This window comes from Haladaptatus halobius, assembly GCF_020618475.1.
GTDB lineage: Archaea > Halobacteriota > Halobacteria > Halobacteriales > Haladaptataceae > Haladaptatus > Haladaptatus halobius.
This window is the reverse complement of sequence record NZ_CP085335.1, coordinates 175,169-196,601: the sequence shown is the minus strand read 5'-3', so window position 1 is coordinate 196,601 and position 21,433 is coordinate 175,169. Positions and strand designations below refer to the sequence as shown.

The 21,433-nt window shown below is 63.9% G+C and carries 26 protein-coding genes and 1 pseudogene; 15 read left to right on the top strand and 12 right to left on the bottom strand.

The genetic code is table 11. The features are described from left to right. Positions 1-52: 52 nt before the first annotated feature. From LIW51_RS01010 to LIW51_RS01000, 3 genes are all read right to left on the bottom strand, one after another. The gene (locus tag LIW51_RS01010; protein ID WP_227375405.1) at positions 53-1,246 is read right to left on the bottom strand and encodes a redox-regulated ATPase YchF; all 1,194 of its coding nucleotides are present in this window, start codon (positions 1,244-1,246) and stop codon (positions 53-55) included. A gap of 106 nt (positions 1,247-1,352) precedes the next feature. Then, on the bottom strand, positions 1,353-2,399 hold the full coding sequence (locus tag LIW51_RS01005; RefSeq protein WP_227375404.1) for a dipeptide epimerase: 1,047 nt from the start codon (positions 2,397-2,399) through the stop codon (positions 1,353-1,355). Next, positions 2,396-3,433 carry an N-acetyltransferase DgcN family protein gene (locus LIW51_RS01000; RefSeq protein ID WP_227375403.1) on the bottom strand — a complete coding sequence of 346 codons (1,038 nt, stop codon included), beginning with the start codon at positions 3,431-3,433 and terminating at the stop codon, positions 2,396-2,398. The genes LIW51_RS01005 and LIW51_RS01000 overlap by 4 nt, the downstream gene beginning before the upstream one ends. A gap of 84 nt (positions 3,434-3,517) precedes the next feature. Between LIW51_RS01000 and LIW51_RS00995 the strand changes: the two genes are divergently transcribed. Further along, positions 3,518-3,835, top strand: coding sequence for a PRC-barrel domain-containing protein (locus tag LIW51_RS00995; RefSeq protein WP_227375402.1), 318 nt, complete (start codon positions 3,518-3,520; stop codon positions 3,833-3,835). Positions 3,836-4,021: 186 nt separating this feature from the next. Further along, a complete protein-coding gene (locus tag LIW51_RS00990; protein WP_227375401.1) occupies positions 4,022-4,357 on the top strand; it encodes a hypothetical protein in 336 nt (111 codons plus the stop codon). A gap of 15 nt (positions 4,358-4,372) precedes the next feature. Here the strand turns inward: LIW51_RS00990 and LIW51_RS00985 are convergent, their stop codons facing one another. The 3 genes from LIW51_RS00985 to LIW51_RS00975 all read right to left on the bottom strand — a co-directional run bounded on the left by LIW51_RS00985 (position 4,373) and on the right by LIW51_RS00975 (position 6,631). Further along, a complete protein-coding gene (locus tag LIW51_RS00985; RefSeq protein ID WP_227375400.1) occupies positions 4,373-5,272 on the bottom strand; it encodes a thiamine-phosphate synthase family protein in 900 nt (299 codons plus the stop codon). Next, entirely contained in the window at positions 5,269-5,859 is a 591-nt protein-coding gene (gene dcd, locus LIW51_RS00980) for a dCTP deaminase (RefSeq protein WP_227376697.1), read from the bottom strand. The genes LIW51_RS00985 and dcd overlap by 4 nt, the downstream gene beginning before the upstream one ends. A 574-nt stretch (positions 5,860-6,433) precedes the next feature. Then, positions 6,434-6,631, bottom strand: a complete 198-nt coding sequence (locus LIW51_RS00975; RefSeq protein WP_227375399.1) for a hypothetical protein — start codon at positions 6,629-6,631, stop codon at positions 6,434-6,436. A gap of 80 nt (positions 6,632-6,711) precedes the next feature. On the opposite strand from LIW51_RS00975, the gene pth2 reads away from it, so the two are divergent. The 3 genes from pth2 (at position 6,712) to hisE (ending at position 7,946) form a co-directional block, all read left to right on the top strand. Continuing rightward, positions 6,712-7,050, top strand: coding sequence for a peptidyl-tRNA hydrolase Pth2 (gene pth2 / locus LIW51_RS00970; RefSeq protein WP_227375398.1), 339 nt, complete (start codon positions 6,712-6,714; stop codon positions 7,048-7,050). A 162-nt stretch (positions 7,051-7,212) separates the two neighbouring features. Then, entirely contained in the window at positions 7,213-7,665 is a 453-nt protein-coding gene (locus LIW51_RS00965; protein WP_227375397.1) for a bifunctional nuclease family protein, read from the top strand. Continuing rightward, a complete protein-coding gene (gene hisE, locus LIW51_RS00960; RefSeq protein ID WP_227375396.1) occupies positions 7,662-7,946 on the top strand; it encodes a phosphoribosyl-ATP diphosphatase in 285 nt (94 codons plus the stop codon). Before LIW51_RS00965 ends, hisE begins: the two co-directional genes overlap by 4 nt. A 147-nt stretch (positions 7,947-8,093) precedes the next feature. Here the strand turns inward: hisE and LIW51_RS00955 are convergent, their stop codons facing one another. Then, positions 8,094-8,408 carry an ASCH domain-containing protein gene (locus LIW51_RS00955; RefSeq protein ID WP_227375395.1) on the bottom strand — a complete coding sequence of 105 codons (315 nt, stop codon included), beginning with the start codon at positions 8,406-8,408 and terminating at the stop codon, positions 8,094-8,096. Positions 8,409-8,493: 85 nt separating this feature from the next. Continuing rightward, on the bottom strand, positions 8,494-8,862 hold the full coding sequence (locus tag LIW51_RS00950; protein ID WP_227375394.1) for a DUF5518 domain-containing protein: 369 nt from the start codon (positions 8,860-8,862) through the stop codon (positions 8,494-8,496). A 99-nt stretch (positions 8,863-8,961) separates the two neighbouring features. Between LIW51_RS00950 and LIW51_RS00945 the strand changes: the two genes are divergently transcribed. Continuing rightward, positions 8,962-9,921, top strand: a complete 960-nt coding sequence (locus LIW51_RS00945; RefSeq protein ID WP_227375393.1) for an NOG1 family protein — start codon at positions 8,962-8,964, stop codon at positions 9,919-9,921. Here the strand turns inward: LIW51_RS00945 and LIW51_RS00940 are convergent. The 3 genes and pseudogenes from LIW51_RS00940 to LIW51_RS00930 all read right to left on the bottom strand — a co-directional run bounded on the left by LIW51_RS00940 (position 9,891) and on the right by LIW51_RS00930 (position 13,305). Further along, positions 9,891-11,186, bottom strand: coding sequence for a TIGR00341 family protein (locus LIW51_RS00940; protein ID WP_227375392.1), 1,296 nt, complete (start codon positions 11,184-11,186; stop codon positions 9,891-9,893). The two genes, LIW51_RS00945 and LIW51_RS00940, sit on opposite strands and share 31 nt — an antisense overlap. A gap of 40 nt (positions 11,187-11,226) precedes the next feature. After that, complete coding sequence (locus LIW51_RS00935) at positions 11,227-11,886, bottom strand: SIMPL domain-containing protein (protein ID WP_227375391.1); 660 nt, start codon at positions 11,884-11,886, stop codon at positions 11,227-11,229. An 89-nt stretch (positions 11,887-11,975) separates the two neighbouring features. Beyond that, positions 11,976-13,305: pseudogene (locus tag LIW51_RS00930) on the bottom strand (TIGR00341 family protein). A gap of 88 nt (positions 13,306-13,393) precedes the next feature. Between LIW51_RS00930 and engB the strand changes: the two are divergent. Further along, entirely contained in the window at positions 13,394-14,014 is a 621-nt protein-coding gene (engB, locus tag LIW51_RS00925; protein WP_227375390.1) for a GTP-binding protein EngB, read from the top strand. A gap of 316 nt (positions 14,015-14,330) precedes the next feature. Continuing rightward, complete coding sequence (locus LIW51_RS00920; RefSeq protein ID WP_227375389.1) at positions 14,331-14,609, top strand: MarR family transcriptional regulator; 279 nt, start codon at positions 14,331-14,333, stop codon at positions 14,607-14,609. Between the two features lie 22 nt (positions 14,610-14,631). Here the strand turns inward: LIW51_RS00920 and LIW51_RS00915 are convergent, their stop codons facing one another. Then, a complete protein-coding gene (locus LIW51_RS00915) occupies positions 14,632-16,470 on the bottom strand; it encodes a PINc/VapC family ATPase (RefSeq protein WP_227375388.1) in 1,839 nt (612 codons plus the stop codon). A gap of 81 nt (positions 16,471-16,551) precedes the next feature. On the opposite strand from LIW51_RS00915, the gene LIW51_RS00910 reads away from it, so the two are divergent. The 7 genes from LIW51_RS00910 (at position 16,552) to LIW51_RS00880 (ending at position 21,347) form a co-directional block, all read left to right on the top strand. Next, a complete protein-coding gene (locus LIW51_RS00910) occupies positions 16,552-16,713 on the top strand; it encodes a hypothetical protein (RefSeq protein ID WP_227375387.1) in 162 nt (53 codons plus the stop codon). Positions 16,714-16,773: 60 nt separating this feature from the next. Next, on the top strand, positions 16,774-17,082 hold the full coding sequence (locus LIW51_RS00905) for a DUF7344 domain-containing protein (RefSeq protein ID WP_227375386.1): 309 nt from the start codon (positions 16,774-16,776) through the stop codon (positions 17,080-17,082). Positions 17,083-17,123: 41 nt separating this feature from the next. Beyond that, positions 17,124-17,705, top strand: coding sequence for a hypothetical protein (locus LIW51_RS00900; protein WP_227375385.1), 582 nt, complete (start codon positions 17,124-17,126; stop codon positions 17,703-17,705). Then, positions 17,705-18,331, top strand: a complete 627-nt coding sequence (locus tag LIW51_RS00895) for a DUF2238 domain-containing protein (RefSeq protein ID WP_227375384.1) — start codon at positions 17,705-17,707, stop codon at positions 18,329-18,331. The genes LIW51_RS00900 and LIW51_RS00895 overlap by 1 nt, the downstream gene beginning before the upstream one ends. A 25-nt stretch (positions 18,332-18,356) precedes the next feature. Continuing rightward, positions 18,357-18,611 (top strand): glutathione S-transferase N-terminal domain-containing protein, encoded by a 255-nt coding sequence (locus LIW51_RS00890; protein WP_227375383.1) that lies wholly within the window; start codon positions 18,357-18,359, stop codon positions 18,609-18,611. Positions 18,612-18,674: 63 nt separating this feature from the next. Then, positions 18,675-19,784 carry a M20 family metallopeptidase gene (locus LIW51_RS00885; protein WP_227375382.1) on the top strand — a complete coding sequence of 370 codons (1,110 nt, stop codon included), beginning with the start codon at positions 18,675-18,677 and terminating at the stop codon, positions 19,782-19,784. 54 nt (positions 19,785-19,838) lie between these two features. Then, a complete protein-coding gene (locus LIW51_RS00880; RefSeq protein ID WP_227375381.1) occupies positions 19,839-21,347 on the top strand; it encodes a carboxypeptidase M32 in 1,509 nt (502 codons plus the stop codon). The last annotated feature ends 86 nt before the right edge of the window (positions 21,348-21,433 follow it).

Here is a 21,433-nt window from a genome sequence, read left to right as displayed (position 1 = left end):
GACTTCGAACGCGTCCGGTCTCGCTCGATAGTTGTGGACGCCCCCTATCGCATCACTGATTCGTCGAGACGATTTCCACGACCGACCGGTGGTTTAACTCCGAACTCGATCCGATCTGGCGCTTACTCCGGCAGTCGATGCCGTGCAGGAATCCCTCGCCGATGTCGCTGTGGAGGTGGTAGGCGAAATCCTCCGCCGTCGAACCGCCAGGGAGGAGGAAGCAGTCGCGGAAGACGCCCTTCTCGCTGGCGCTTCCGTTGGCGGAACCCGGGAACACTACGATGAGGTTCAGTTCGTCGAACAGCGCGGCTTCGATGGCGCGCTGGACGCCCGTGCCGCCGAACTCCGCGGTGAACTCCCGAATCTGTTCCAATCCCGCTTCCTGCTCCTCGCTTACGTCGCCCGTTATCTCGAAGTCGGCGTCGCCCGCGTCGTACTCGACGACGCCCCGCTCATCGGCCTTCTTCAGCGCCTTCTCGGCGTGCGCGCTAGCGGGGACGACGGTGAGGTGGTCGTAGTCGGGGTCGGACGTAATCTCCTCGAAGTTCGCCCGTGCTTCGGGCGTGTCCATCTTGTTCGCCGCGATGACCATCGGTTTGGTGCGCTTGCGGATCTCACGGGCCAGCGCTTCGCGGTCGTCGTCCCCCCACTTCTCGGGGTCGAGTTCGAGGCCGAGCGAGAGGATGATCTGCTTTATCTCGTCCTTGTTCGTCTTGAACGCGCTCATCTGCTCGGCGAGGTCTTCCTCGACGTGTTTCTCGTCGCCGTCGTAGCCCGATCGATAGCGTTCGATACCCTTGTCCAGTATCTCCGCGTACCACATGTCGAGTTCGTTTTCGAGGAACGCGATGTCCTCGCGAGGGTCGTGGCCCTCGGTCGGTTCGCCCTCAATGTCGGTCTGGCCGGAGAAGTCTACGACGTGCACCAACACGTCGGCTTCGTTCAGGTCGGTGAGGAACTGATTGCCGAGGCCCTTCCCCTCGTGTGCGCCGGGAATCAGACCGGCCACGTCCACGAGTTTCGTGGGGACGTAGCGAGTTCCTTCCTCGCAGAATCCGACGCTGGGGGTGCAGGACTCCTCGAACTCGGGTGCGGCGCAGTTCACCCGGACGTAGGCTTCGCCGACGGAGGGGTCGATGGTCGTGAAGGGGTACGCGCCCTCCGGCACGTCGTTCATCGTCGCGGCGTTGAAGAAGGTCGATTTGCCCACCGAGGGCTTCCCGACCAGACCGATCTTGTAACTCATTAGGCCGGAGTCGGCCATCCGAGCGTAAAGGGGTTTTCAAACGCTGACACGACTGTCGAATGATAGCGATTCGCGCGGGCGCTCGGGCGAATCGCTGGGGTTCGAACTACTCGGGCGCGATACCGTGCCCCGGCCCGAAGACATCGATGGTCGGCCCGCGCTCCGAGGAGATCACGTCTTCCGCGAGTAAGAGATTCCCGTCCAGATCGACGTGCGAGAACGACCCGACGCCCGAGACGACGTGCGCGCTGGCGTGGATGCCGACCGCGCTTTCGAGCATGCAACCGACCATCAGTTCGACGTTCGCGGCCTCGGCGATGGCTGCGATGTCGCGCGCCGCCAGCAATCCGGATTTGCCGAGTTTGACGTTTATCACGTCCGCGGCGTCCTCGCGGACGACTCGAATCGCGTCCTCGGGCGCGAACACCGATTCGTCGGCGGCGACGGGAACCGACACCGCCTCGCGCACTCGTGCGAGGCCGACCACGTCCTCCGCCGGAACCGGCTGTTCGACGAGCAAGAGGTCGATTCCCTGCGATTCGAGTTCGTTTGCGAATCGGGCCGTCTCCTTCGGCGTCCAGCCCTGGTTCGCGTCCACCGTCAGTTCCACGTCGGGCGCGCCCTCGTGAACCGCGGCGACCCGCGCCACGTCGTCTTCGACTGTCGTCCCGGTCTTCACTTTCAGGCGGTCGAACCCCTCCGCCACCGCGTGCTCCGCCCGCCCTCTCGCCTCGTCCGGCGGAAGGATGGGGACGGTGAGGTCGGTGGTGACGGGCCTCGGCGACCCGCCGAACAGTTCGGAGAGCGGCATCCCGCGCTCCCGACAGTAGGCGTCCAGAATCGCGGTTTCGACCGCGAACAGCGCCGACACCATGCCGGGAAACGTCGCCCGAACCTCCGAGACGAGGTCGCGGTAGTCGGCGAGATTCCGCCCGTCTATCAAGTCGGCGGCGGTCCGAGCAGTTGCGAGGGCCGCTTCCTGCGTCTCGCCGGTGACGTGAGTGAGCGGCGAACCTTCGCCGTACCCCGTCGCGCCGTCGGTTTCGACCGTCACGAGCAGGTTGTTCGCGTGATATTGCGTGCCGAGCGAGATTTCGAACGGTTCGCGGAGGGGCAGGTCGAGCGGTTCGACCGAGACGCGTTCGATTCTCATAGAACCGCCCGAACCGCGGCGAGGAGGTCGTCCGACCCGCCCTCGTCGTAGACGTTCGCGGCGGGGACGGGGTAGTCGATCTCCGCCGGGTCGGCCCACGTTGAGACGGCGGCGACGGTCGCGTCCGAGAGCGCTTCCACGAGGTCGAGTTCCCGTTCGACGCCCGCGACCGACCACTGTTCGAAGTGGGTTCTCCCGTCGCGGTCGGGTTGGTCGGCCAGCACCACGGCATCGGGCCACGCGCCGTGGAGGAGCGCGAGCGTGACGCCCGAGTAGGCGCGGTGGGTGAGCGCGGCCTGCCCTTCGACGAAGACGATGTCGTGTTCCTCGGCGACGGCGTGAACGAGGTCTTCGACGACGCCCGCGGTGAAATCGGCGGGGACGCGGTCGATGACGACGCCGCGATGCGCGCCGACCATGATTCCGGTCTGGCCGGTGGCGACCCACCCCGCGTTCAGTCCGGCGCGCTTCGCGGCGCGATAGAGTTCGAACGTCGTCGTGCGTTTTCCGACCGCGCAGTCGGTTCCGGCGGTCAACACGACGTCGGCGTCCGTCTCGTCGACCCGCCCGTCACCCACCCGGAGGGTGTCGTCCTCCGGCGGTTTTCGCACGTCGAAGAGGCGTGCGTCGTGTTTGCCCGCGAGGTTCCGCCACGATTCCCGTTCGGAGAGGAAGACGTGGAGGCCGGACACCACATCCACCCCAGCGCGGACGGCCGCCTCGATATCTTCGACCCACTCGTCGGGGAGCGCACCGCCGGCGGGTGCCACGCCGATGACGAGCACTTCGGCGTTCGGTGCGCGTTCGAGCGCGTCGCTTGTGGAGTCGACGATGGGAACGTCGCCGACGTCCGGTCGGTCGAGAACGACACCGGCATCCTCCCCGGCGTGGGTCGAGTCGATGACCGCCCGCGCGTCGAACAGTTCGCTGTGCATCACGACCCCGTTGGCCGTCTTGCCGTCCATCGTTCCGAACGCCCCCTCCGCGAGGATGATCGCGGGAGCGGGGGCGTCGAAGGCGTCCCGGAGGTTCATATGCTAAGCAGGCGCACAGCGGACGAAAGTATTGCCCCCTTTCATGGAAGGGTACGTGACGCCGGATGGGGATTTTTGACCGAGATGTGTCGGCGACCATCCGTCCGCGAGAACGAAACGGCCACAGCCCTGAAGGCCACGCGCGGCGGGTTTTATTCCATGACGGTCGACCTCACCAAGGACGAGGAAGGAAAGCGCGTCGTGGACGCCGACGGAACTCAGCTCGGTATCGTCGAAGATGTACGGCACGGGACGGCGCACGTCGAAGCCGAACCGGCTGTGGTCGAGGAGATGAAGACCGAACTCGGCGCCGGCGGAAGCGACGAGAACACGTTCGCCCTCTCGGAGGACGGAGTCGAGCGAATCGAAGACGACGAGATAATCGTCGAAGCGCGGGGTTGAACGTCTCTAGACCCGCAGCTGAGCAGTCTGTTCTATAAAAACATATCTCGTGTACCCCTACCCGAGGTATCTGAATAGTGAGACCAAACTAGTATATACTTTGTGTGTGTCAGTTCGACCTCGTGGCATAAACGACCCGCACAGGCAGGCACGGTGCACACCCGACTGGCCGGCAAACAATAGGATATGCCACCACTGCCCGATAGCGGAGATATCCCCACCGAATGGGAGCGGTCACCCCTCCGTGGCGACGAGATCGGACTCCGGCATCGGGACGCGAACATCGCGGTGCGGGCGGTGAAAGCGACGATTGCGGGCGAGTGGGAGCTCGAACTGGTGGACAGCATCGGCAATCGGTTCACGACGGCTCGCCCCGTCGGCCGGGTCGAGAGCCGCGAACGGGCCGTCACGGAACTCGTCTCGTTCGCGGAACAAGTCGACGACCTTCGAAGTGGGCGCGACGACGTGTTGGCCGATGACATCGTTCGAGAGGTGCGACAGGGCGAACGAACGACGGTGTGAGCGCGGGCGAAGCGTTCAGGCGAGCTTCCGAGCGATTTCCGCGGCGTCTTCCGCGCTGTCGGCGAGGATGTAGGTGATCGGTTCGATACCGTAGCCGCCGGTGTGATAGAGCACCGTCGCGTCGGGGGTCTCGTCCAGAGCAGCACCGACCGCCTCGCTGAGATTGTCGTACTTGGCGTCGAACTCCGCGGTTTCGTACCCGAGGTCTTCGAGTCGCGCGACGATGTCGGGGTCGTACCGAACGTTGAGCGCGGCGCGAGCATCGACGCCGTGGCTCCGCACCGCGAGCAGGATGGAGGCGACGTGTTCGCTGACGCTGAACTCTGGCTCCGCGGGAATGGTCGCTCGCCCCTTCACGTCGAAGATGCGACCCGGAACGCCCGCAACGTCGTCGATGCCGTCGGCACCGGGGAGACACTCGCAGAGGTTCGACCCGACCGCCGGAATGAGCGATGCAAAGCCCCCCGCCTGTTCGACGGCGCGGAGTCCTCGGCGCACGGACGAGAGGACGCGCTCCGTCGCCCGGAGTTCGTCGTTCGGGTCGTGGACGTTGAAATCGCCGCCGTGGCCCTTGAGCTCCGGCATCCGCTCTTCGTGCAGTTGCGAGATGAGGTCGTGGTCTTCGAGTCGCCGGATGAGCACCTCCACCTCCACAAGCGCCTGTACTCGACTCATGCTTCCCGTCGCCAGCCCCTCGCCGATTTCGTCCACGAGGCGCACGATTCGCTCGTCTTCGCGGATTCGGGCGTTCTGCGCCACGTCGCCGTGGGCGTACTTCGAGACGGCGCTCTGGCTGATGCCGAGGGCGTCGGCCACCTCGCTCTGGGTCAGTCCGCGCTCTCGGAGGTCTTCGGCGAGCATCGAGCGAAACGTCGGGAGGAACTCATCGACGACGATCTCCTCGGCGAATCTCACATCTGCTCACCCCCGTACTCGTGGTCACTGCCGATTCGTGACGCCTGCGGGCCGGCTTGATCTTGGTACTTCGACCCGCGCTCGGAGCCGTAGGGGCGCTCTGCCGGGGTTTTGAGCTCCGTAAAGATGAGCTGCGAGATGCGCGTTCCGGGCGTCAGCGCGACAGGGGCGGTGCCGAGATTCGACAATTCGAGCGTTATCTGCCCGCGGTAGCCCGGGTCGACGACCCCCGCCGTGGCGTGGACGACGACCGCGAGTCGACCGAGCGACGAGCGCCCTTCGACGTGGGCCAGCAGATCCGCCGGAATCTCGACGCGCTCCTTCGTCGTTCCGAGCACGAAGTCACCGGGGTGGAGAATGAACTCGTCTCCCTCCTCCACGACGGTTTCCGCGACGTAGCTCTCGACTTCCTGCTCGCTGTCGGGGTGGATGCAGGGGATGTTCGTGCGCTTGAACTCCAAGAACTCCTTGCCGAGTCGGAGGTCGATACTCGCCGGTTGAATCTGTAGCTCCGGTTCGTCTATCGGTTCCACGACGAGGTCGCCCGAGTTGAGGCGGCGAGCGATGTCGGCGTCGGAGAGTATCATGTCGGTAGAACGGGCGGGGGTGAGTAAAGACCCACCGGTCGTCAGACGGAACCGAGGAGCGAGAGGCCGAACGAGAATAGCGCGACGACGCCGGCGGTGACCGTCGCGTCCGAAATCGGGAGGTTCCGCGTGTTTCAGACCGTAGCTCCAGATGAACCACTGCCAGACGGTGACGAGCGCCGACAGGAGTACGTTTCCGCCGGTCGTGGTCGCGGTCAACGATCTGATCTGTTCGGCAAGCACCGCGACGTTTCCGTCCAAGGTCGCGTTCCGAACCGCGAAGTAGAACAGCACGACGCCGACCGACGTTTGGAAGACTCTCGGAACCATCCCCCACGCCGCGACGCCGAGGGTGTCGAGTAGCGACCCGTTTCCACCCGCGAACAATCACACGACGTGAAGCGCCGCACCGTGGACGAACCAGACGACGAGGACGCTGACGAAGATGATCGGGTACATATCGCTGAACGCTCGCCAGAGCAGGTCGCCGACGGAGACGGAGATCCGTTTCGGCTGGTTACAGCCCTCGGAGAAGTTTATCGTCGAGGATACGAAAGTTCTATCACAGAACGGTTCAGGCGGTCGGTCGGTCAGGGTTGTCGACCAGCGTCGTCGCCGTGATCCGCTGGCTGAGCCACCAGCCCATGACGCCGACCGACGCGGTCGTGACCAGGGTGACGAGAAAGACGACGGCGAGTGTCTGCGGGAACGCCAGTTTCGGCGTCCGCTCGCGGAAGAAGCGGTCGGGATTGCAGAGGGCGTCGCCGAGCATGCTCCCCGTTTACTGTCGCAGATAAAGAATGTCCCAAATCGAGTAGCCAGCGTTTTACTCCATCCCCCCGACACACGACCATGAAGCAGGCCATCGTCGCCCGCACCGACATCGGTATGGGCGAGGGGAAACTCGCGGCACAGGTCGCCCACGCTTCCCTCTCAGCCTACGAGGATACAGGTCGCCGAGCGCGAAAGCGATGGAAGGGAGAGGGACAGAAGAAGGTCGTCCTGAAAGCCAGCGGTGAGAGCGAGATCTTCCGCCTCGCGGAGAAAGCGCGGGCGGAGGGTCTGCCCCACGCGGTCGTCCGCGACGCGGGACACACCCAACTCGACCCCGGAACGGTCACGACGCTGGCAGTTGGTCCGGCGGAAGACGACCTCGTAGACCGGGTGACCGGCGATCTCCCGCTGCACTGACGGTTGCCAGCGACGCACGGCAGCCGAGCGAACGAAGGTCTCGTGAGCGACGACGGAGCGAGCACGGGACAGAGCGTCTCTCTGTCCGTATGATCGAGGTGAGGAGGATACAGGCGAAGAGCGGTGAGCAAGTTTTTGGCGCTGGCCCGCTTCGGTTCCGGTATGAACGTTTCAATCGACGCGGTGCGCGTCGCCGCGACGGGCGAAGGTCCGCTCCCCGTGGTCGTGCTCGCGCCGAACGACGGCGACGACATCCTCCCCATCTTCATCCGCTTCGAGGAGGGCGTCAGCATCGCCCGGGGCATGGAAGCCGAGGACATCGGGCGACCGCTGACCCACGACCTCCTGCTCGATGTGATGGAGGAACTCGGGGGACGAATCGAGCGCGTGGTCGTCAGCGAACTCGAAGACAACACCTACATCGCCGATCTGCACATCCAGACGCCGCGCGGCCACGAGGTCGTGGACGCCCGACCGAGCGACTCGCTGGCGTTGGCGTCCCGCACGGGCGCACCCATCGAAGTCGCAGAGGAGGTGTTCGAACACGGCCAGCAGGAGCGCGCCCAGTTCGACGAGCTACAGGATATCCGGGAAGTCGCCCAGATCGGTCCATGAGCGACGTGCTGGACGACCTCTTCGCCGTCATCGAAGACCGGAAGGAGACGCTCCCCGAGGAGTCGTACACCGCGTCGCTGTTCACCCACGAGAAAGGACAAAACGCCGTCCTCGAAAAACTGGGCGAGGAGACGACGGAACTCGTACTGGCCGCGAAGGACGACGACCGCGAGGAAATCGCCCACGAGAGCGCCGACATCGTCTACCACCTGCTCGTCCTGCTGGCGATGAAGGACATGGATTTGGCGGATTTACGGTCGGAGTTGGCCGAACGACGCTAGGTTCGGGAGTTCTTTTTCGCGGGTCGAATCACAGACAGGACGCTTGAGTTCTCCCCGAAAGCCCTCGCTAGGCTCGCGCGTTTCGCGTACTCGGTCGGTGTGTGCTCTCCGCGGCTGGGCGGTCGGATAACGTGAAACGATTCTTAGCTACTCCGCTCGCTCGAATCGGTGTCGGTACACCGTCGCGTCGTCGTCCCACTCGAAGTGTTCGTGGGCTTGGTTTAGTCGCTCCCGGTACGCGTCCAAGTTCTCCGACCCCTCGGCCCGCGCGTCTTCGTCGGTCAAATCGCCCAGTGTTCGCTCGGTGACCTCGACCACCTCGAACGTCTCGCCGTCGATGTCGAAGGTGTCGCCTTGGTCGGCGTACCGGTCGCCGCGGTGTAACTGCGAGACTCGCCCCGAGGCGACCGCCTGCTGGATGTGCTCCGCCGGAAGTACCGTGTTGGCGTCGATGTGGGCCATGGTGGTGGTTCGACCCGCCGGCGGAAAACGGCTGTCCTTTCGGCACCGCCACTCCTTCGACGCTACTGATTTCCGCTCCTTCCCGCTACCGTCCTTTCAGCACGCCGCCGACCGCGCCGCCGACCGCGCTGTCGAGCGCCAACAGGAGCGCGACGAAGACGGCGGCCAGAAAGACGCCGACCCCGCCGAACAGCGACCCGGGAGGGCCGCCCATCAGTCCGCCGATTACGGTTCCGGCGAAACCGAGGAAGAGCGCGACGACGATTCCGCCGAGCGCCCCGGCGAGCAGGCCGTGCCAAAAGCCCCGACCCAATCCGCCGCCCGCGACGTAGCCCGCCGTGAACCCGCCGACGAGTCCCGCTCCGACGTGGCCGATTCCGGGGATGGCGAACGCGACGATTCCCGCGAGCACCGACACGACGAACCCGACGAAGACCGCGTACCAATCGGTCATGACAAAAGGATACGGGACGGGTGAGCAAAAGCCTCCCGCCGAAATCGGCCGAACAACGCTATGGACGGCCTTTTAAGGAGGGAAGTCATACGAGGGACTATGATTTTCGAGACCTTGCCGACGACGCCCACGTCGGAGGAACTCATCGACAAGGCGTTCTCGCGGGCGGCGCGAGCGGGGCGGGCCAAAAGCGGCGTCCAAGCCCAACAGTCAATGCTCCAGACCGCCTCGAACGTCCTCTCCGACAACCTCCAGAACGTCGTCACGTCGTGGCCCGACTTCCGCGAGGTAGACCCCTTCTACTACGAACTCGCGGACGCCGTGGTGGACGTGGACGAAGTTCGAAAGAGCCTCTCCGAGATCCAGTGGGCCTCCCGGAAGACGAAGGAGATCGGACGCGAGTATCAGGGAAAACTCCGCGGCGACATCGACTACGCTCGCAAGGTTCGCAAACAGGGGTTCGCCCGTCTCGCGGACGTGGTCGAGGAAGTCGAAGCCGACTTAGACCGGGTCGGCGCGGCGCGAAACGACCTCCGCAAACTCCCCGACATCTCCCCCGACGACCCCACCGTCGTCGTCGCGGGCTATCCCAACGTCGGGAAGTCGTCGTTCGTCAACAGCGTGACGCACGCCCGCAACGAGATCGCAGAGTACCCCTTCACGACCAAGGGCGTCCGAGTTGGCCACTTCGAGCGCGACCACATCCGCTACCAGATCGTGGACACCCCCGGTCTGCTCGACCGCCCCGCCGACGAGCGAAACGCCATCGAATCCCAGGCGGTCTCGGCGCTCACCCACCTCGCCGACTGCATCCTATTCATCGTCGACGCGAGCGCCTACTGCGGTTTCCCCCTCGACGCACAGCTCGAACTCCGCGATTCCGTCGAGGAACAGTTCGGCGATGTGCCCGTCCTCACCGTCTGCAACAAGGCCGACCTCTCGACCGACGTGGATGCGGATCTGTTCATGAGCATCGAGGAGGACGAGAACGTCACCGAGACGCTCGACGCCGCGGTCGAAGCCATCGGCTACGAACCCGAACTCCCGTTCGAGGGGTAGCTGGAACCCGGCTCCGCGACCTGATAATCCCGATAGCGAACTCGAACCTCGGGCGAGCGACCGGTTCGGGCGGCGATGCGACGTTGAACGTCTCGGGCGAGAGAAGGATACGACCGGTTCGACGTTCGGCTCAGCGTCACGGTGACGGTTCGAGACCCGCCGAGCGCGTCGTACTCGGTTCGAATCGCCACCACGTCGAGTCCGCCATAGGCCGGACGGCTGAGCACGTCCTCGACCGCGCTCGTCGTCTCTCGCTCGAACGATAGTTGCTGGTACGTCCCGAAGAGAACGCCACCGATGATGGCGACCAAAACGATCAGAGCGACGACTCGCAGGGCGCTTGGCAATACGCTCGAATCGCCCTCAGCGGAACGGTAACCGAGATAGCGGAGCGTGACAATGACGGCGGCGTTAATGGCGACGATGGTCACCGCCAACAGGAGTGTCGCACCGAGCGCCACGACGAGCGCCCCCCAGACGAGGGCGATACCGACCGTCGCCGCCCCCGGCAAGAGCGCCGCCGCGATCATCACGCCAACGAGCGCGGTCGGGCCTTCCGTGGTGAGCGCGAACGCGGCGGCAGACCCCGCCGCGAGACCGATGGTGACCGTGATGAACGTCGGCGCGAGGCGGACGGTCACCAACTCCAGAGAGGATACGTCGAGGCCGACGGGTGCGAACCCGGTCAGGCGGAGGAGGAAACCGAACAGCGTCGCGGCGACGATCGCCACGACGAGACCGCCCACCTGGAACTTGACGCTGTCGGCGACCATCTTCCGGTCGCCCGTGACGACGCCAACGCCGGTCGTGAGGATGGGGCCGACCAGCGGGGCGATGACCATCGACCCGACCACCACGGCGGGCGAGTCGGCAAGCAACCCTCCGGCGGCGATGACCGCCGACAGGACGATCATCCAGACGAACGAGTACGGGTCGCGCGACATATCCCGCGACTTCGACCGGAGTTCGTTGGTCGCCAACGGCGAGAAATCGCTCGCGTACCTATGCTCCAGCAGTTCCATCGTGGCCGTTTCCGCGGTCTCCGCGGTGCCGACGACGATGTACGACTCCTCGTCCAGACCAGCTTCGTGAAGCCGTCCGAGCACGTCGCTGACGGCGTCGGTCGGAAGCGGAAACTCGATCAGCATTCCGCCGTCGGCGACGCCTGACGCGGTGATGACGACGTAATCTACGTCTCGATCGTCGAGCACCCCTAGAACGGCCTCCTGTCGTTCCTCCGGGATGAAAACGTGTATCAGACGCACGAGGGCACAACCACACACCGGAACAAAAGCGTTCAGGCCGCTATCCGGGGCGCGCCTCGTAGGTCACCGTCACTTGTACTGCCACCGTCACCGGCCCGGACTCGACTTCCGTCTTCCCGCCAGCGTCGGCCACCGCGGTCGTCTCGGCTTCGGCGGGAACGAACGACGACTCTACGGTCGAGGCGTTTCTGACGCCGGTTATCGACAGATTCTCCGCATCTGCGATGATTTCCGCGTCGGCGCGTGCGCCGTTCACCGCGCTCTGAAGCGCCCGCGTTCGGAGTTCGTCGCGGCGAGCGTCCGAGAGCGTGAACGCGACGCCATCGACTTCGTTCGCGCCGTTTTTCACCGTCGTATCCACGACCCGACCCACACGCGAGGTGTCATTCAGCGTTATCTCGAACGCGTGAACACCGCGAAATCCGGACGGAGCCCCCTCTTCGTCGCGGTCTTCGCTGATGTCGAACGCGACGGTTCGAATCCGGTCGTCGCCGACGCCGACTTCTCGAAGCGCCTCCCGCATCTGCGAGGCGTTCCGGGCGAGTCGCGTGCGAACCGTTTCGGCGTCGTCCGCGGACTGGACAATCGCGACTCGCACGAGCGCTTGATCCGGTTCCGCTTGAACTTCACCGACCGCCGAGACGCGAATCGTCGTACTCGTACTGTTCTCTGTCTGCGTCGCACCGCCAGCAGTCCCCATCCTACGGAAGCAAGTAGGATAGCAACCCCCAACGCCGCGATGAGTGCGCGTCACATGGAGGCAGGAAAACGTCGGCGAGTGACAAATAGTTAGGCCGAAACTTCGTCGGTTTCGACGTATCGAACCTGCACCGCGACATCTTGTCCGGTTCGGCGTTCGATTCGGTCGTGTAACCTATCTGCGAGTAGAGGGTAGCGACCGTCCGCCGGTCGTCCCACGGTCACCACGACGCGGTCGGGTTGGCGGAACGGGAGACTGCGGGCGTACGCGCTGTTCCCCATCGGAAGTCCACCTCGATACTGCACTTGCAGGTCGATCTTCTCGGCCTGCCGGTACTGGGAGTCGTTGAGGACTGATTCGACCGCATCGTTTGTCTGTTCCTCGAACTGTGCGCTCTGATAGGACGAGTAGGTCACACCGCCGAGAAAGATGGAAAGTAGGGCGATGCCGACGACGAGAACGCCAATTCGGCGAACCATTTCCGTCTGAGTGCGTTCCACTTGGAACCAGCTTTTCGGTCGATACCCCATGTACTGGAGCGTCACGATGGCCGAGAGGTTGATGGAGAGTACGTTCACCAGCACGAGGACGCTCGCGGCGAGCGCGATAGTCGGTCGCCACCACGCGATGCCGATACCGACCGCCGCGACGGGCGGGATGAGCGCCGCCGCGATCATGACACCGACGAGCGCGACGGACACGCCCGCCGCGAGGCTTACGACGCCCGCCGCCCCGGCACCGAGGGCGACGATGAGCGAGAGGAAATCGGGCGTCAATCGCCCGCTTATCTGGGAGATCGACGTAACGTCGGTGTTCGGCGGGAAGAGGTAGAGATATCGTACGACGAGGGCGAAGATGGTCGAGCTGGCGATGGCGACGACGACACCGAATATCTGTAGTTTCACGCCGCGGCGAAACAGCCCCTGGTCGTTCAGCACGGTACCGACGCCCGCGGAGAGCGCCGGGCCGACCAGCGGGGCGATGACCATCGACCCGACCACCACGGCGGGCGAGTCGATGAGCATTCCCGCCGTTGCGACGATGGCGCTCACGACGGTCATGAAGACGAACGTTCGGAGCCGGGGCGACAGCTCCCGCGCCCGCGTGAGGATTATCGTCACGGGCGATTCGGTCGGTACCGCTCTCCGCGTCGTATCGCTTCGACAACTCCTCGAACTCGCGGGACGTGTCCGTCTCGGCGTCGATGATGACCGTGTGTGCGTCGTCGCTCAGTCCCGCATCGTGGAGTTTGTCGATGACCGTCTGAACCGCGTTCTGCGGGAGCGGAAACGCCGCAATCGCAGTGTACTTGCGACCGCCCGCTTCGTCGGTAAGAAAGTAGTCGATACCCTCGGATTCGAGCGTCTCGACGACGGTCTTGCGCTCGCCCGTTGGGATAGAAACCTGTACGAGTCGCACGTTTTACGATGGGAAGCCGAGGGTGATATAAGGGACGGCTCGAACGCAAAGCATGGCGGTTAAGCGTCGAGGGAGGAAAGGAGGGAATATGTTCGAGAACCGACCCGACAGAAGCGCCGAAATCGTGTTCGTCGGGCGTTCGAACGTCGGCAAGTCTACTCTGATGCGCGAGCTGACGGGGCACCGCTTCGAGACGGGCGGCAAACCCGGCGTCACGCGTAAACCGAACCACTTCGACTGGGTCAGCGAGGATTTCATGCTGACCGACCTGCCGGGATTCGGATTCATGTCCGGCGTGTCCGAGGAGCGCCGCGAGCAGATCAAGACCGACATCGTACAGTATGTCGAAGAACACGCGGACGACATCCTCGTCGGCGTCCTCGTCGTGGACGGAAAGAGCGCCGTGGATATCATCGACCGCCACTCCGGCGAGGACGAGATTCCGCACGACGTGGAAATGTTCTACTTCCTCCGAGACGTGGATATTCCGGTCGTCGTCGCGGTGAACAAGATGGACAAGGTGGACGACAGGGACGAGAGACTGGACGACCTCTGTGACCGCCTCGGCCTGCATCCGCCCTGGAAACAGTGGCAGGACACCATCACACCCATCAGCGCGAAGCGCGGGAACATCGACGCGCTGAACGAGGCCGTCAAGACCCACCTCCACGAGCAGAAGCGTGACGACCTGCTGAAGTTCTTCTCGTAGGTCGGATTTTTGCGGTTCTCGTTCGATACTCTCGGGCATCGGCGGCTTTGGTCGCTCGATAATTTATAAACATTCGTGCGAGGAAGGGGTGATTTGGAAACCGTTCGGCATCGAAGTGATGTCCAGGGCTTTCAAGGAGACAGTTAAAATATTATCAACACCGTTTTTAAGTCAGTCTGGACACACTGCCGGAATCGGCACGGAGAGTGTATTCAAAAGCTTTCAGGGGGAATTTTATTCGAACAGAGCCGACCGTTACCGTGTTATTCGTTCTCAATAGTTTTATGCCGGTTGGGTGTTTCGATTCGTAATGATGATGTCTCAAACTGAGCGGAAAGAGATAGACGACCTACCCCCGAGTGCGAAACTCGTCTTCAAGGTTCTCGAATACAAGGGGTCGCTCACCCAAAAGCAAATCGTGAACGAATCGATGCTCTCCGCGCGCACGGTTCGATACGCACTCGAACGGTTGGAGGAGATCGGTGTCGTCGAAGAGGACATCTACTTCGCGGACGCCCGCCAGAGTCTCTACGAGATAACCGTCCCGAACGAGGTCGAAACCGACCAGTCCGCGGACGCCCAGTGCGCCGAATAACCGACCGACTTTCTTCCCTTTCTCACGCCGTCACGACGGTTATCTGGTGTTCCCTGTCGATGGCGCGCTCCAACTCCTCAGCGATGGCGCTCCCGCGTGAGACTTGGATGTCACCGCCGCGTCCGACCGTCGCGGTGAAGAGGTACTCGCCGTCGGCCTGCACCTCCACCGTCTCCCCGGCGTGGCCGGAGAGCGGGATGATGACATGCCGCGAGGTGATCTCGGGCGTCACCACGTCGCCGCGCGGCGTCGCGGCCGTCCCGCCGTCGCCGACCGACGAGGGTTTCTCTTCGTGGGTTCGCACGTCGATGTCGATGCCGAGGCGGTTCTCGATGTCGTCGATTCGCCCGCCGCCCTTGCCGATGACGTAGGAGATGTCGCTCTCGTCCACGTAGACGACGGCCCTGTTCTGGCCTTGAAGGTCGACGTCCACGTGGCCGCGGGCGACCGATTGAACCTCGCGTTCTATCTCCTGTCTGGCGAGGCGGGAGACGCCGGTTTCGTCGCGGTCGCCCTCCTGAAGCGGAACCGTGACGACCTGCCGGTTGAAGGTGTAGATCTCGTACTCTGGCGTGCCCGTCTCGAACTCCTCGACGAGGATGACCGGACGCGCGAGGTCTTCTTCCATCATGCCCTCGGGCACCTTGACCTGCGTCTTCACGTCGTACACCTTCTCTATCTGTCCGGCTTCGATGTAGACGACGGTGTCCACTATCTGGGGAATCATGCCGAGTTCGACCCGCCCGATGAGCCGCTGGAGCGCGTCGATGGGCCGGGTCGCGTGGACGACGCCGACCATCCCGACGCCCGCGAGGCGCATGTCGGCGAACACCTCGAAGTCGTCCGTCTTCCGAACCTCATCGTAGATGGTGTAGTCGGGGCGCACCATCAGCAGGGAGTCCGCGGTCTTCTCCATCTCCCCGGCCAGCGCGGTGTACTGCGTTATCTCCGGCCCGACTTGCAGGTCGCGCGGTTTCTCCATCGTCTTCACCGCGAAGTCGTTGTTCGCCAAGAACTCCGCCACGGCCTGCGCAAACGTCGACTTTCCGGCACCCGGCGCCCCGGATATGAGGACGCCGCGCTGGCGTTTGAGCAGGCGACCTTTGAGTTCGTCGGCGTGCTCGTAATCCTCCATGTTCGTCTTGACGATGGGGCGAACCGCGGTGATCTCCCACGCGTCGGCGAAGGGCGGCTCCGCGATGGCGATGCGGTAATCGCGGAACTGGACGATGGTCATCCCTGGTTCGTCTATCTCGATGAACCCCTCGTTGCTCTGTTTCGCGCTCTGGACGATCTCCTGGGCGTACTCCTTGAGTTGGGCGTCGGTTGAGGGGTCGTCGCGGATCTCCTGATAGTGCATCTCGCCGATTTCACCGCGCTTCGCCATCGGCGGGACGTCCGCCCGGAGGTGGACGCTCATCGTCTGTTCGTCGAAGTAGTCCTCGATGCCGAGTCGACCCACGTCGCGGGTCTTCGGCGCGATGTACTCCACCTCTAGCCCTTTCGCCTGCGCCACTTCGCTCTGGACGAGGTCGCTGGTGACGAAGGTGGCGTCGTGCTCGTCCGCGAGTTCGCGGATGAGCGCATCTATCTCGCCCCGGTGGGCGTACCCCTGCTCTTCGGGCTTCGGTCGGACGCCGACGTATTCGAGGTCGATATCGCCCGCGTCAGCGGAGTCCGCGAGTCGCTGGAGTTCCGACAGCCCGTTCCAACCGCTCTCTTCGCCCCTGTTCGCCTGCGATTCCAGTTCGCTGACGACGGCCTCGGGGATGAGTACCGTCGCCCCGGCAAAGTCGCCGTCAGCGACTTTCTGGGATATTCGGCCGTCGACGACGGCGCTCGTATCCGGCACTACGTTCATGCGCGCAACTTCGGACGGTAGCCTGATAAGGGTTTCAGCGTGGGAGTCACGCTTTTGGGACTCCGTACCGTACGCTATTCGATGCGCCACGCCCACCTGGTACTCACCGTCGACGCCGAAACCCGCGACCGAATCGAGGCCGACTGCGCGGACGAGACGATAGACGAGTGGCTTCTGGACGCTATCGACCGAAAGCTTGACCGACGCGAGGAGTATGAGTTCACCGACGACTGCGGCATCTGAAACCGGTAGCCTGCGTTTGCAAGCGCAATTATTAGAGCAATATTCGTCCCACTTGGGATAATGTCCGCTTCAGAGTCAGCGACACTCGACACTGTGTTCAGTGTTTTGTCAGATTCTCAGCGCCATCACCTCCTGGCCCACCTATCCGATTCATCGGACGAACCCACAACAGTCGAGGAACTCGCGGGGGTGTTCCAAAACGAGCCGAACGCCGAAGTTCTCCTTCGTCACGTCCACCTCCCCCGACTCGCCGCCACGGCGCTGGTCGACTACGACGCCCGAACCGGAACCGTTCGCTATCGCGGTTGCCAGCTCGCGGAGACGTTGCTGGAGTGCTGTTTCGACGAAAAGGCAGTTCAGACCCGCTGAGGAAGCGCCAATTTGAATCCGATGGCGAATGTACGCCCCGTATGACCGCGCTCGACGCGCTCGTTACGAAGCGGGACGCGGGCCTCGCGTGGACGTTCGTCGCGGTGGCGACGGCGTCGATTCCGGCGATGATCGTCCTCGGAGAGGCCCTCTGGGCCGGGTTCGCCGTCCTTCTCGTGATCGTCGCCCTCGTTCCGCCGCTCGCCGCGCGCGACTCGTCAGTGATGCTTCCGTGGGAGACGCTGGCGTTCGCCGTGCTTCCAATATTTGTCCGGACGTTCGGGCCGCCCGCGCTGGACGGCGTCGCGCTCTCGTTCGTCGTCTCGGCCATCGCGCTCGTGCTCGTCGTGGAGCTGGCGACGTTCACGTCCGCGAGGCTCGCGCCGTGGTTCGCGGTGACGCTGGTCGCGCTCACGACGATGGCCGCGGTCGGAGGCTGGGCGGTCGCACAGTTCTACGCCGACCGCTTACTCGGAACGCAGCATCTCCGGTCGCAGAACGCCCTCATGTGGGACTTCGTGGCCGCGACGGGCGTGGGCGTCGGTGCCGGTATTGCCTCCCAGTTGTACTTCGACCTCTCGGCGGTGGACACCGATATCGACCTGCTCGGTGGTGGTGACTGATGGTCGTTCCGAAGCGGTACAAGCGCCGTCTCGTTCGACTCCTTCAGGCCGGACTCCTCGCGCTCACGGCCTACGGTATCTATCGGGGCAACGTCGGTGTCGCCGTCAACGGCGGCGTCTCCTTGCTCGTGACGTTCGTTCCGGCGTTCCTCCGGCGGGACAAGGGCGTGTCGATGAGCGCCGGGTTCGTGCTGTGGCTCACGGCGGCCGTCTTCGTACACACGGTCGGCATACTCGGCCCGTACCGACAGTATCCGTGGTACGATTCGGTCGCCCACGCGCTCTCGGCCAGTATCGTCGCCGGCACCAGTTACGCCTTCCTTCGGGCGGTCGAACTCCACTCGGAGCGCGTCGAACTCCCCCGCGAACTCCGATTCCTGTTCGTGCTCGTGTTCGCCCTCGCGTTCGGCGTGCTCTGGGAAGTCCTCGAATTCACATCCGGCCTTCTGGCGAACGCCGTGGGTGGTAAGGCGGTGCTTATCCAGTTCGGCATGAAGGATATCATCCTCGATCTGGTGTTCGACTTCGTCGGTGGCGTCATCGTCGTCGCGTGGAGTCGCGCTCGACCGATGCGAATCGCGTGGTCGCTCGCGGCGTCGATGGGGAGCGACGAGCAACAACGCTAACGGAGATTCGGGTTGAAGGGCGAGTATGCTCGAACTGTATCAAGCGGAAGACTGTCCGTATTCTCAGAACGTCCGGCAGGCGATGCAAGACCTCGGCCTCTCGTACGTCGTCCACAACCCGCGGTCGCACGAGGGCGACGTGAACAACGAACAGGCGCAGTCGGAACTGGAGGCGGTAGGAGGAGACGACCAGATTCCGTTTCTCGTCGACACCCGCCGAGAAGTATCGATGTACGAGAGCGACGATATCGTAGACTACCTCCGCGAGCACTACGATTGAGGACGGCGTCGAATCGTCGCTAAGGACGGCGGAACTAAGCCGCTAGAGGAACTGAGATGCTGCATGGACGAACTGGTCGAGTTGACCCACGACCTCGTGTCGATTCCGAGTCACGAGGGCGAGATGGCGGCGGGCGATTACATCGAAGAGTGGCTTCGCGCCGAGACGGACGCCGACGTAACTCGTGACGGCGTCGGGAACGTCGTCGCTCGCAGGATAGGCACCGAGTCGGAGTCCGACGACGCCGCCGCCCGGCAGGAGTCGAATACATCGTTAGCGTTGGTCGGCCACCACGACGTCGTGCCGCCGGCCGCGTCGCAGGTCGAAGACGGCGAGTACGTCGTCGAAGGCCGCGACGGACGACTCTACGGCAGAGGAACCGCGGACATGAAAGGTTCGGTGGTCGCGTCGATGCTCGCCTTCCGCGACGCAGACCCCTCCTGCAAACTGGTTTTCGCCAGCTTCGTCGGCGAGGAACTCGGCGGAAACGGAGCGCGCCACGCCATCGGTCACGGCTTCTCCCCGAACTACGCCATCGTCGCCGAAGGTTCCACGAACTACTCGAAACGGGGCGTCACCGACGTGGTGGTCGCACACCGAGGGAGACGCGCGAGCACCCTCACGGCCAGCGGAACGGCGGCGCACGCCAGCGAACCGGACGCGGGGAAGAACGCCATCTACCGGGCCTGCGACGCGGTCGACATCGTGCGCGACTGCGAGGTTCCGACGGTGTCCGTGCTCGGCAACGACATCTCCGGCAGCGTCGTAGTCACCGAAATCGACGGCGGCAGCGCGTGGAACGTCATTCCGGACACGTGCGAGATAACCGTCGACGAGCGAACCGTCCCCGACGAACACGCCGACCTCGTGACCGTCGAGGAGGTCGAGGGCGTCGAGTGGACGGTCGAACAGAACTTACCACCGATGGAGTGCGACGACGCCGAATTCGCCGAGACGGTGCTCTCCGCGGCCCGCGACGCGCAGGACGGCGACCCGGAGCACGTCACGAAACCGCACGCGACCGACGCCGGGTGGCTCTCGCAGGCCGGGACGACCTGCGTCGTCTGCGGCGCGTCGGAACCCGGCGAAGCGCACACGAAAGACGAGAGCGTCAGCGTCGACGTGTTACACCGCTGTTACCGAATCTACCGCAACGCGGCGGAGCGACTCTGACCGTTTCGTTCCGAAACCCATTCATTGATAATCGGTGACAGCAAACACCGAACGATGGCAACCGAAGCCGCCACAGAGAACGCCACGTACGAGGAGTTTCTCCAGAAAGTGAAACGGATCTCGAACGTGCAGAACGCAGCGGGAATCCTCGGCTGGGATCAGGAGGTCATGATGCCCGAAGGCGGCACGCCCGCCCGGTCGCAGCAGCGTTCCGCCCTGTCGGCGATCGCCCACGACCTGCTGACCGACGACGAGATGGGCGACTACTTGGACGACCTCGAATCGCGGGAGTTGGACGACGAACAGGCCGCCGTGGTGCGGGAAGTACGCCGCGACTACGAGCGAGCGACCCGCGTCCCCGGCGAACTGGTCGAGGAGATATCCCGAACCACGTCCGAGGCGCTGCCGAAGTGGAAGGAAGCGAAAGCGGAGGACGACTTCTCCATCTTCGCGCCGACACTGGAGAAGTTGGTCGAGCAGAAACGAGAGTACGCCGAGCATATCGACCCCGACAGCGACCCCTACGAGGTGTTGTTCGCAGATTACGAACCCTACCTCGGCATCGAGACCGCGGAGGAGACGCTCGCCCGCCTCCGCGACGAACTCGTTCCCCTCATCGAATCGGTGCGCGAAAGCGACGTGGAACTCGCAACGCCGTTCGAGGGCACCTACGACACGGAGACGCAGGAAGAACTCTCGCGCGACGTGCTCGACACGTTAGGCTACGACTGGAATCGCGGCCGACTCGACACTGCGCCCCACCCGTTCTCCAGCGGGACGACGTTCGACGCTCGGGTGACGACGCGCTTCGACGAGGAAGACCCCCTCGGCGCGCTGATGAGCACCATCCACGAGTTCGGCCACGCGACCTACACGCAGGGACTGCCGGACGAACACTACGGGACGCCGCTCGGCCAGTCGCGGGACCTGACGGCCCACGAGTCCCAGTCCCGCATCTGGGAGAACCACGTCGGTCGATCTCGCGCCTTCTGGGAGCGATTCCTCCCCGCCGTCAAGGAGCGTTTCCCGGACGCGGAAGGCGCCTCCGTCGAGGACGTGTACGAGGCCGCAAACCGCGTGTACGAGGACAATCTGATTCGCGTCGAGGCGGACGAACTCACGTACCACATGCACATTGTGGTGCGATTCGAGATCGAAAAGGCGCTCATCCGCGGCGAAATCGAGGTTGAGGACGTGGCGGAACTCTGGAACGACAAGTACGAGGAGTACCTCGGCATCCGCCCCGACACCGACGCGGAGGGCTGTCTACAGGACATCCACTGGAGCCACGGCAGCTTCGGCTACTTCCCGACCTACTCGCTCGGCAGCGTCCTCGCGGCGCAACTGTACGACAGCGCCGAGGAGGACATCCCAGACCTCGAAGAGCAGATTCGAGAGGGCGAGTTCGACGACTTCCACAACTGGCTCACCGCCAATGTCCACCGGTACGGCTGTCTGTACACCACCGACGAGCTCATCGAGCAGGCCACCGGCGAGGAGTTCACCGCCGACTACTTCGTGGAGTACGTCAACGAGAAGTACGGTGCACTGTACGACCTGTAAGACGAGTTCATCCCCGTTTCTTTCGTTCCTTTCCTATGAGCGGGTACGCGACTTCGATCGTCTTGAACAGCGGAAACGATGAGAAG

Bases quoted from the DNA above. Each gene is read 5' to 3' on its own strand.
- LIW51_RS00975 (WP_227375399.1), bottom strand. From the start codon at position 6,631: ATGCTCGGCGACGCCCTCTGCAATCCCGACCGCTTCTTCCGCGAGCGG.
- LIW51_RS00965 (WP_227375397.1), top strand. From the start codon at position 7,213: ATGAACGTTTCAATCGACGCGGTGCGCGTCGCCGCGACGGGCGAAGGT.
- LIW51_RS00935 (WP_227375391.1), bottom strand. From the start codon at position 11,886: ATGGGGACTGCTGGCGGTGCGACGCAGACAGAGAACAGTACGAGTACG.
- LIW51_RS00885 (WP_227375382.1), top strand. From the start codon at position 18,675: ATGGACGAACTGGTCGAGTTGACCCACGACCTCGTGTCGATTCCGAGT.
- LIW51_RS00915 (WP_227375388.1), bottom strand. From the start codon at position 16,470: ATGAACGTAGTGCCGGATACGAGCGCCGTCGTCGACGGCCGAATATCC.
- engB (WP_227375390.1), top strand. From the start codon at position 13,394: ATGTTCGAGAACCGACCCGACAGAAGCGCCGAAATCGTGTTCGTCGGG.
- LIW51_RS00950 (WP_227375394.1), bottom strand. From the start codon at position 8,862: ATGACCGATTGGTACGCGGTCTTCGTCGGGTTCGTCGTGTCGGTGCTC.
- LIW51_RS00920 (WP_227375389.1), top strand. From the start codon at position 14,331: ATGTCTCAAACTGAGCGGAAAGAGATAGACGACCTACCCCCGAGTGCG.
- LIW51_RS00990 (WP_227375401.1), top strand. From the start codon at position 4,022: ATGCCACCACTGCCCGATAGCGGAGATATCCCCACCGAATGGGAGCGG.
- pth2 (WP_227375398.1), top strand. From the start codon at position 6,712: ATGAAGCAGGCCATCGTCGCCCGCACCGACATCGGTATGGGCGAGGGG.
- LIW51_RS00880 (WP_227375381.1), top strand. From the start codon at position 19,839: ATGGCAACCGAAGCCGCCACAGAGAACGCCACGTACGAGGAGTTTCTC.
- dcd (WP_227376697.1), bottom strand. From the start codon at position 5,859: ATGATACTCTCCGACGCCGACATCGCTCGCCGCCTCAACTCGGGCGAC.
- LIW51_RS00890 (WP_227375383.1), top strand. From the start codon at position 18,357: ATGCTCGAACTGTATCAAGCGGAAGACTGTCCGTATTCTCAGAACGTC.
- LIW51_RS01000 (WP_227375403.1), bottom strand. From the start codon at position 3,433: ATGAACCTCCGGGACGCCTTCGACGCCCCCGCTCCCGCGATCATCCTC.
- LIW51_RS01005 (WP_227375404.1), bottom strand. From the start codon at position 2,399: ATGAGAATCGAACGCGTCTCGGTCGAACCGCTCGACCTGCCCCTCCGC.
- LIW51_RS00945 (WP_227375393.1), top strand. From the start codon at position 8,962: ATGATTTTCGAGACCTTGCCGACGACGCCCACGTCGGAGGAACTCATC.
- LIW51_RS01010 (WP_227375405.1), bottom strand. From the start codon at position 1,246: ATGAGTTACAAGATCGGTCTGGTCGGGAAGCCCTCGGTGGGCAAATCG.
- hisE (WP_227375396.1), top strand. From the start codon at position 7,662: ATGAGCGACGTGCTGGACGACCTCTTCGCCGTCATCGAAGACCGGAAG.
- LIW51_RS00955 (WP_227375395.1), bottom strand. From the start codon at position 8,408: ATGGCCCACATCGACGCCAACACGGTACTTCCGGCGGAGCACATCCAG.
- LIW51_RS00910 (WP_227375387.1), top strand. From the start codon at position 16,552: ATGCGCCACGCCCACCTGGTACTCACCGTCGACGCCGAAACCCGCGAC.
- LIW51_RS00900 (WP_227375385.1), top strand. From the start codon at position 17,124: ATGACCGCGCTCGACGCGCTCGTTACGAAGCGGGACGCGGGCCTCGCG.
- LIW51_RS00895 (WP_227375384.1), top strand. From the start codon at position 17,705: ATGGTCGTTCCGAAGCGGTACAAGCGCCGTCTCGTTCGACTCCTTCAG.
- LIW51_RS00905 (WP_227375386.1), top strand. From the start codon at position 16,774: ATGTCCGCTTCAGAGTCAGCGACACTCGACACTGTGTTCAGTGTTTTG.
- LIW51_RS00995 (WP_227375402.1), top strand. From the start codon at position 3,518: ATGTGTCGGCGACCATCCGTCCGCGAGAACGAAACGGCCACAGCCCTG.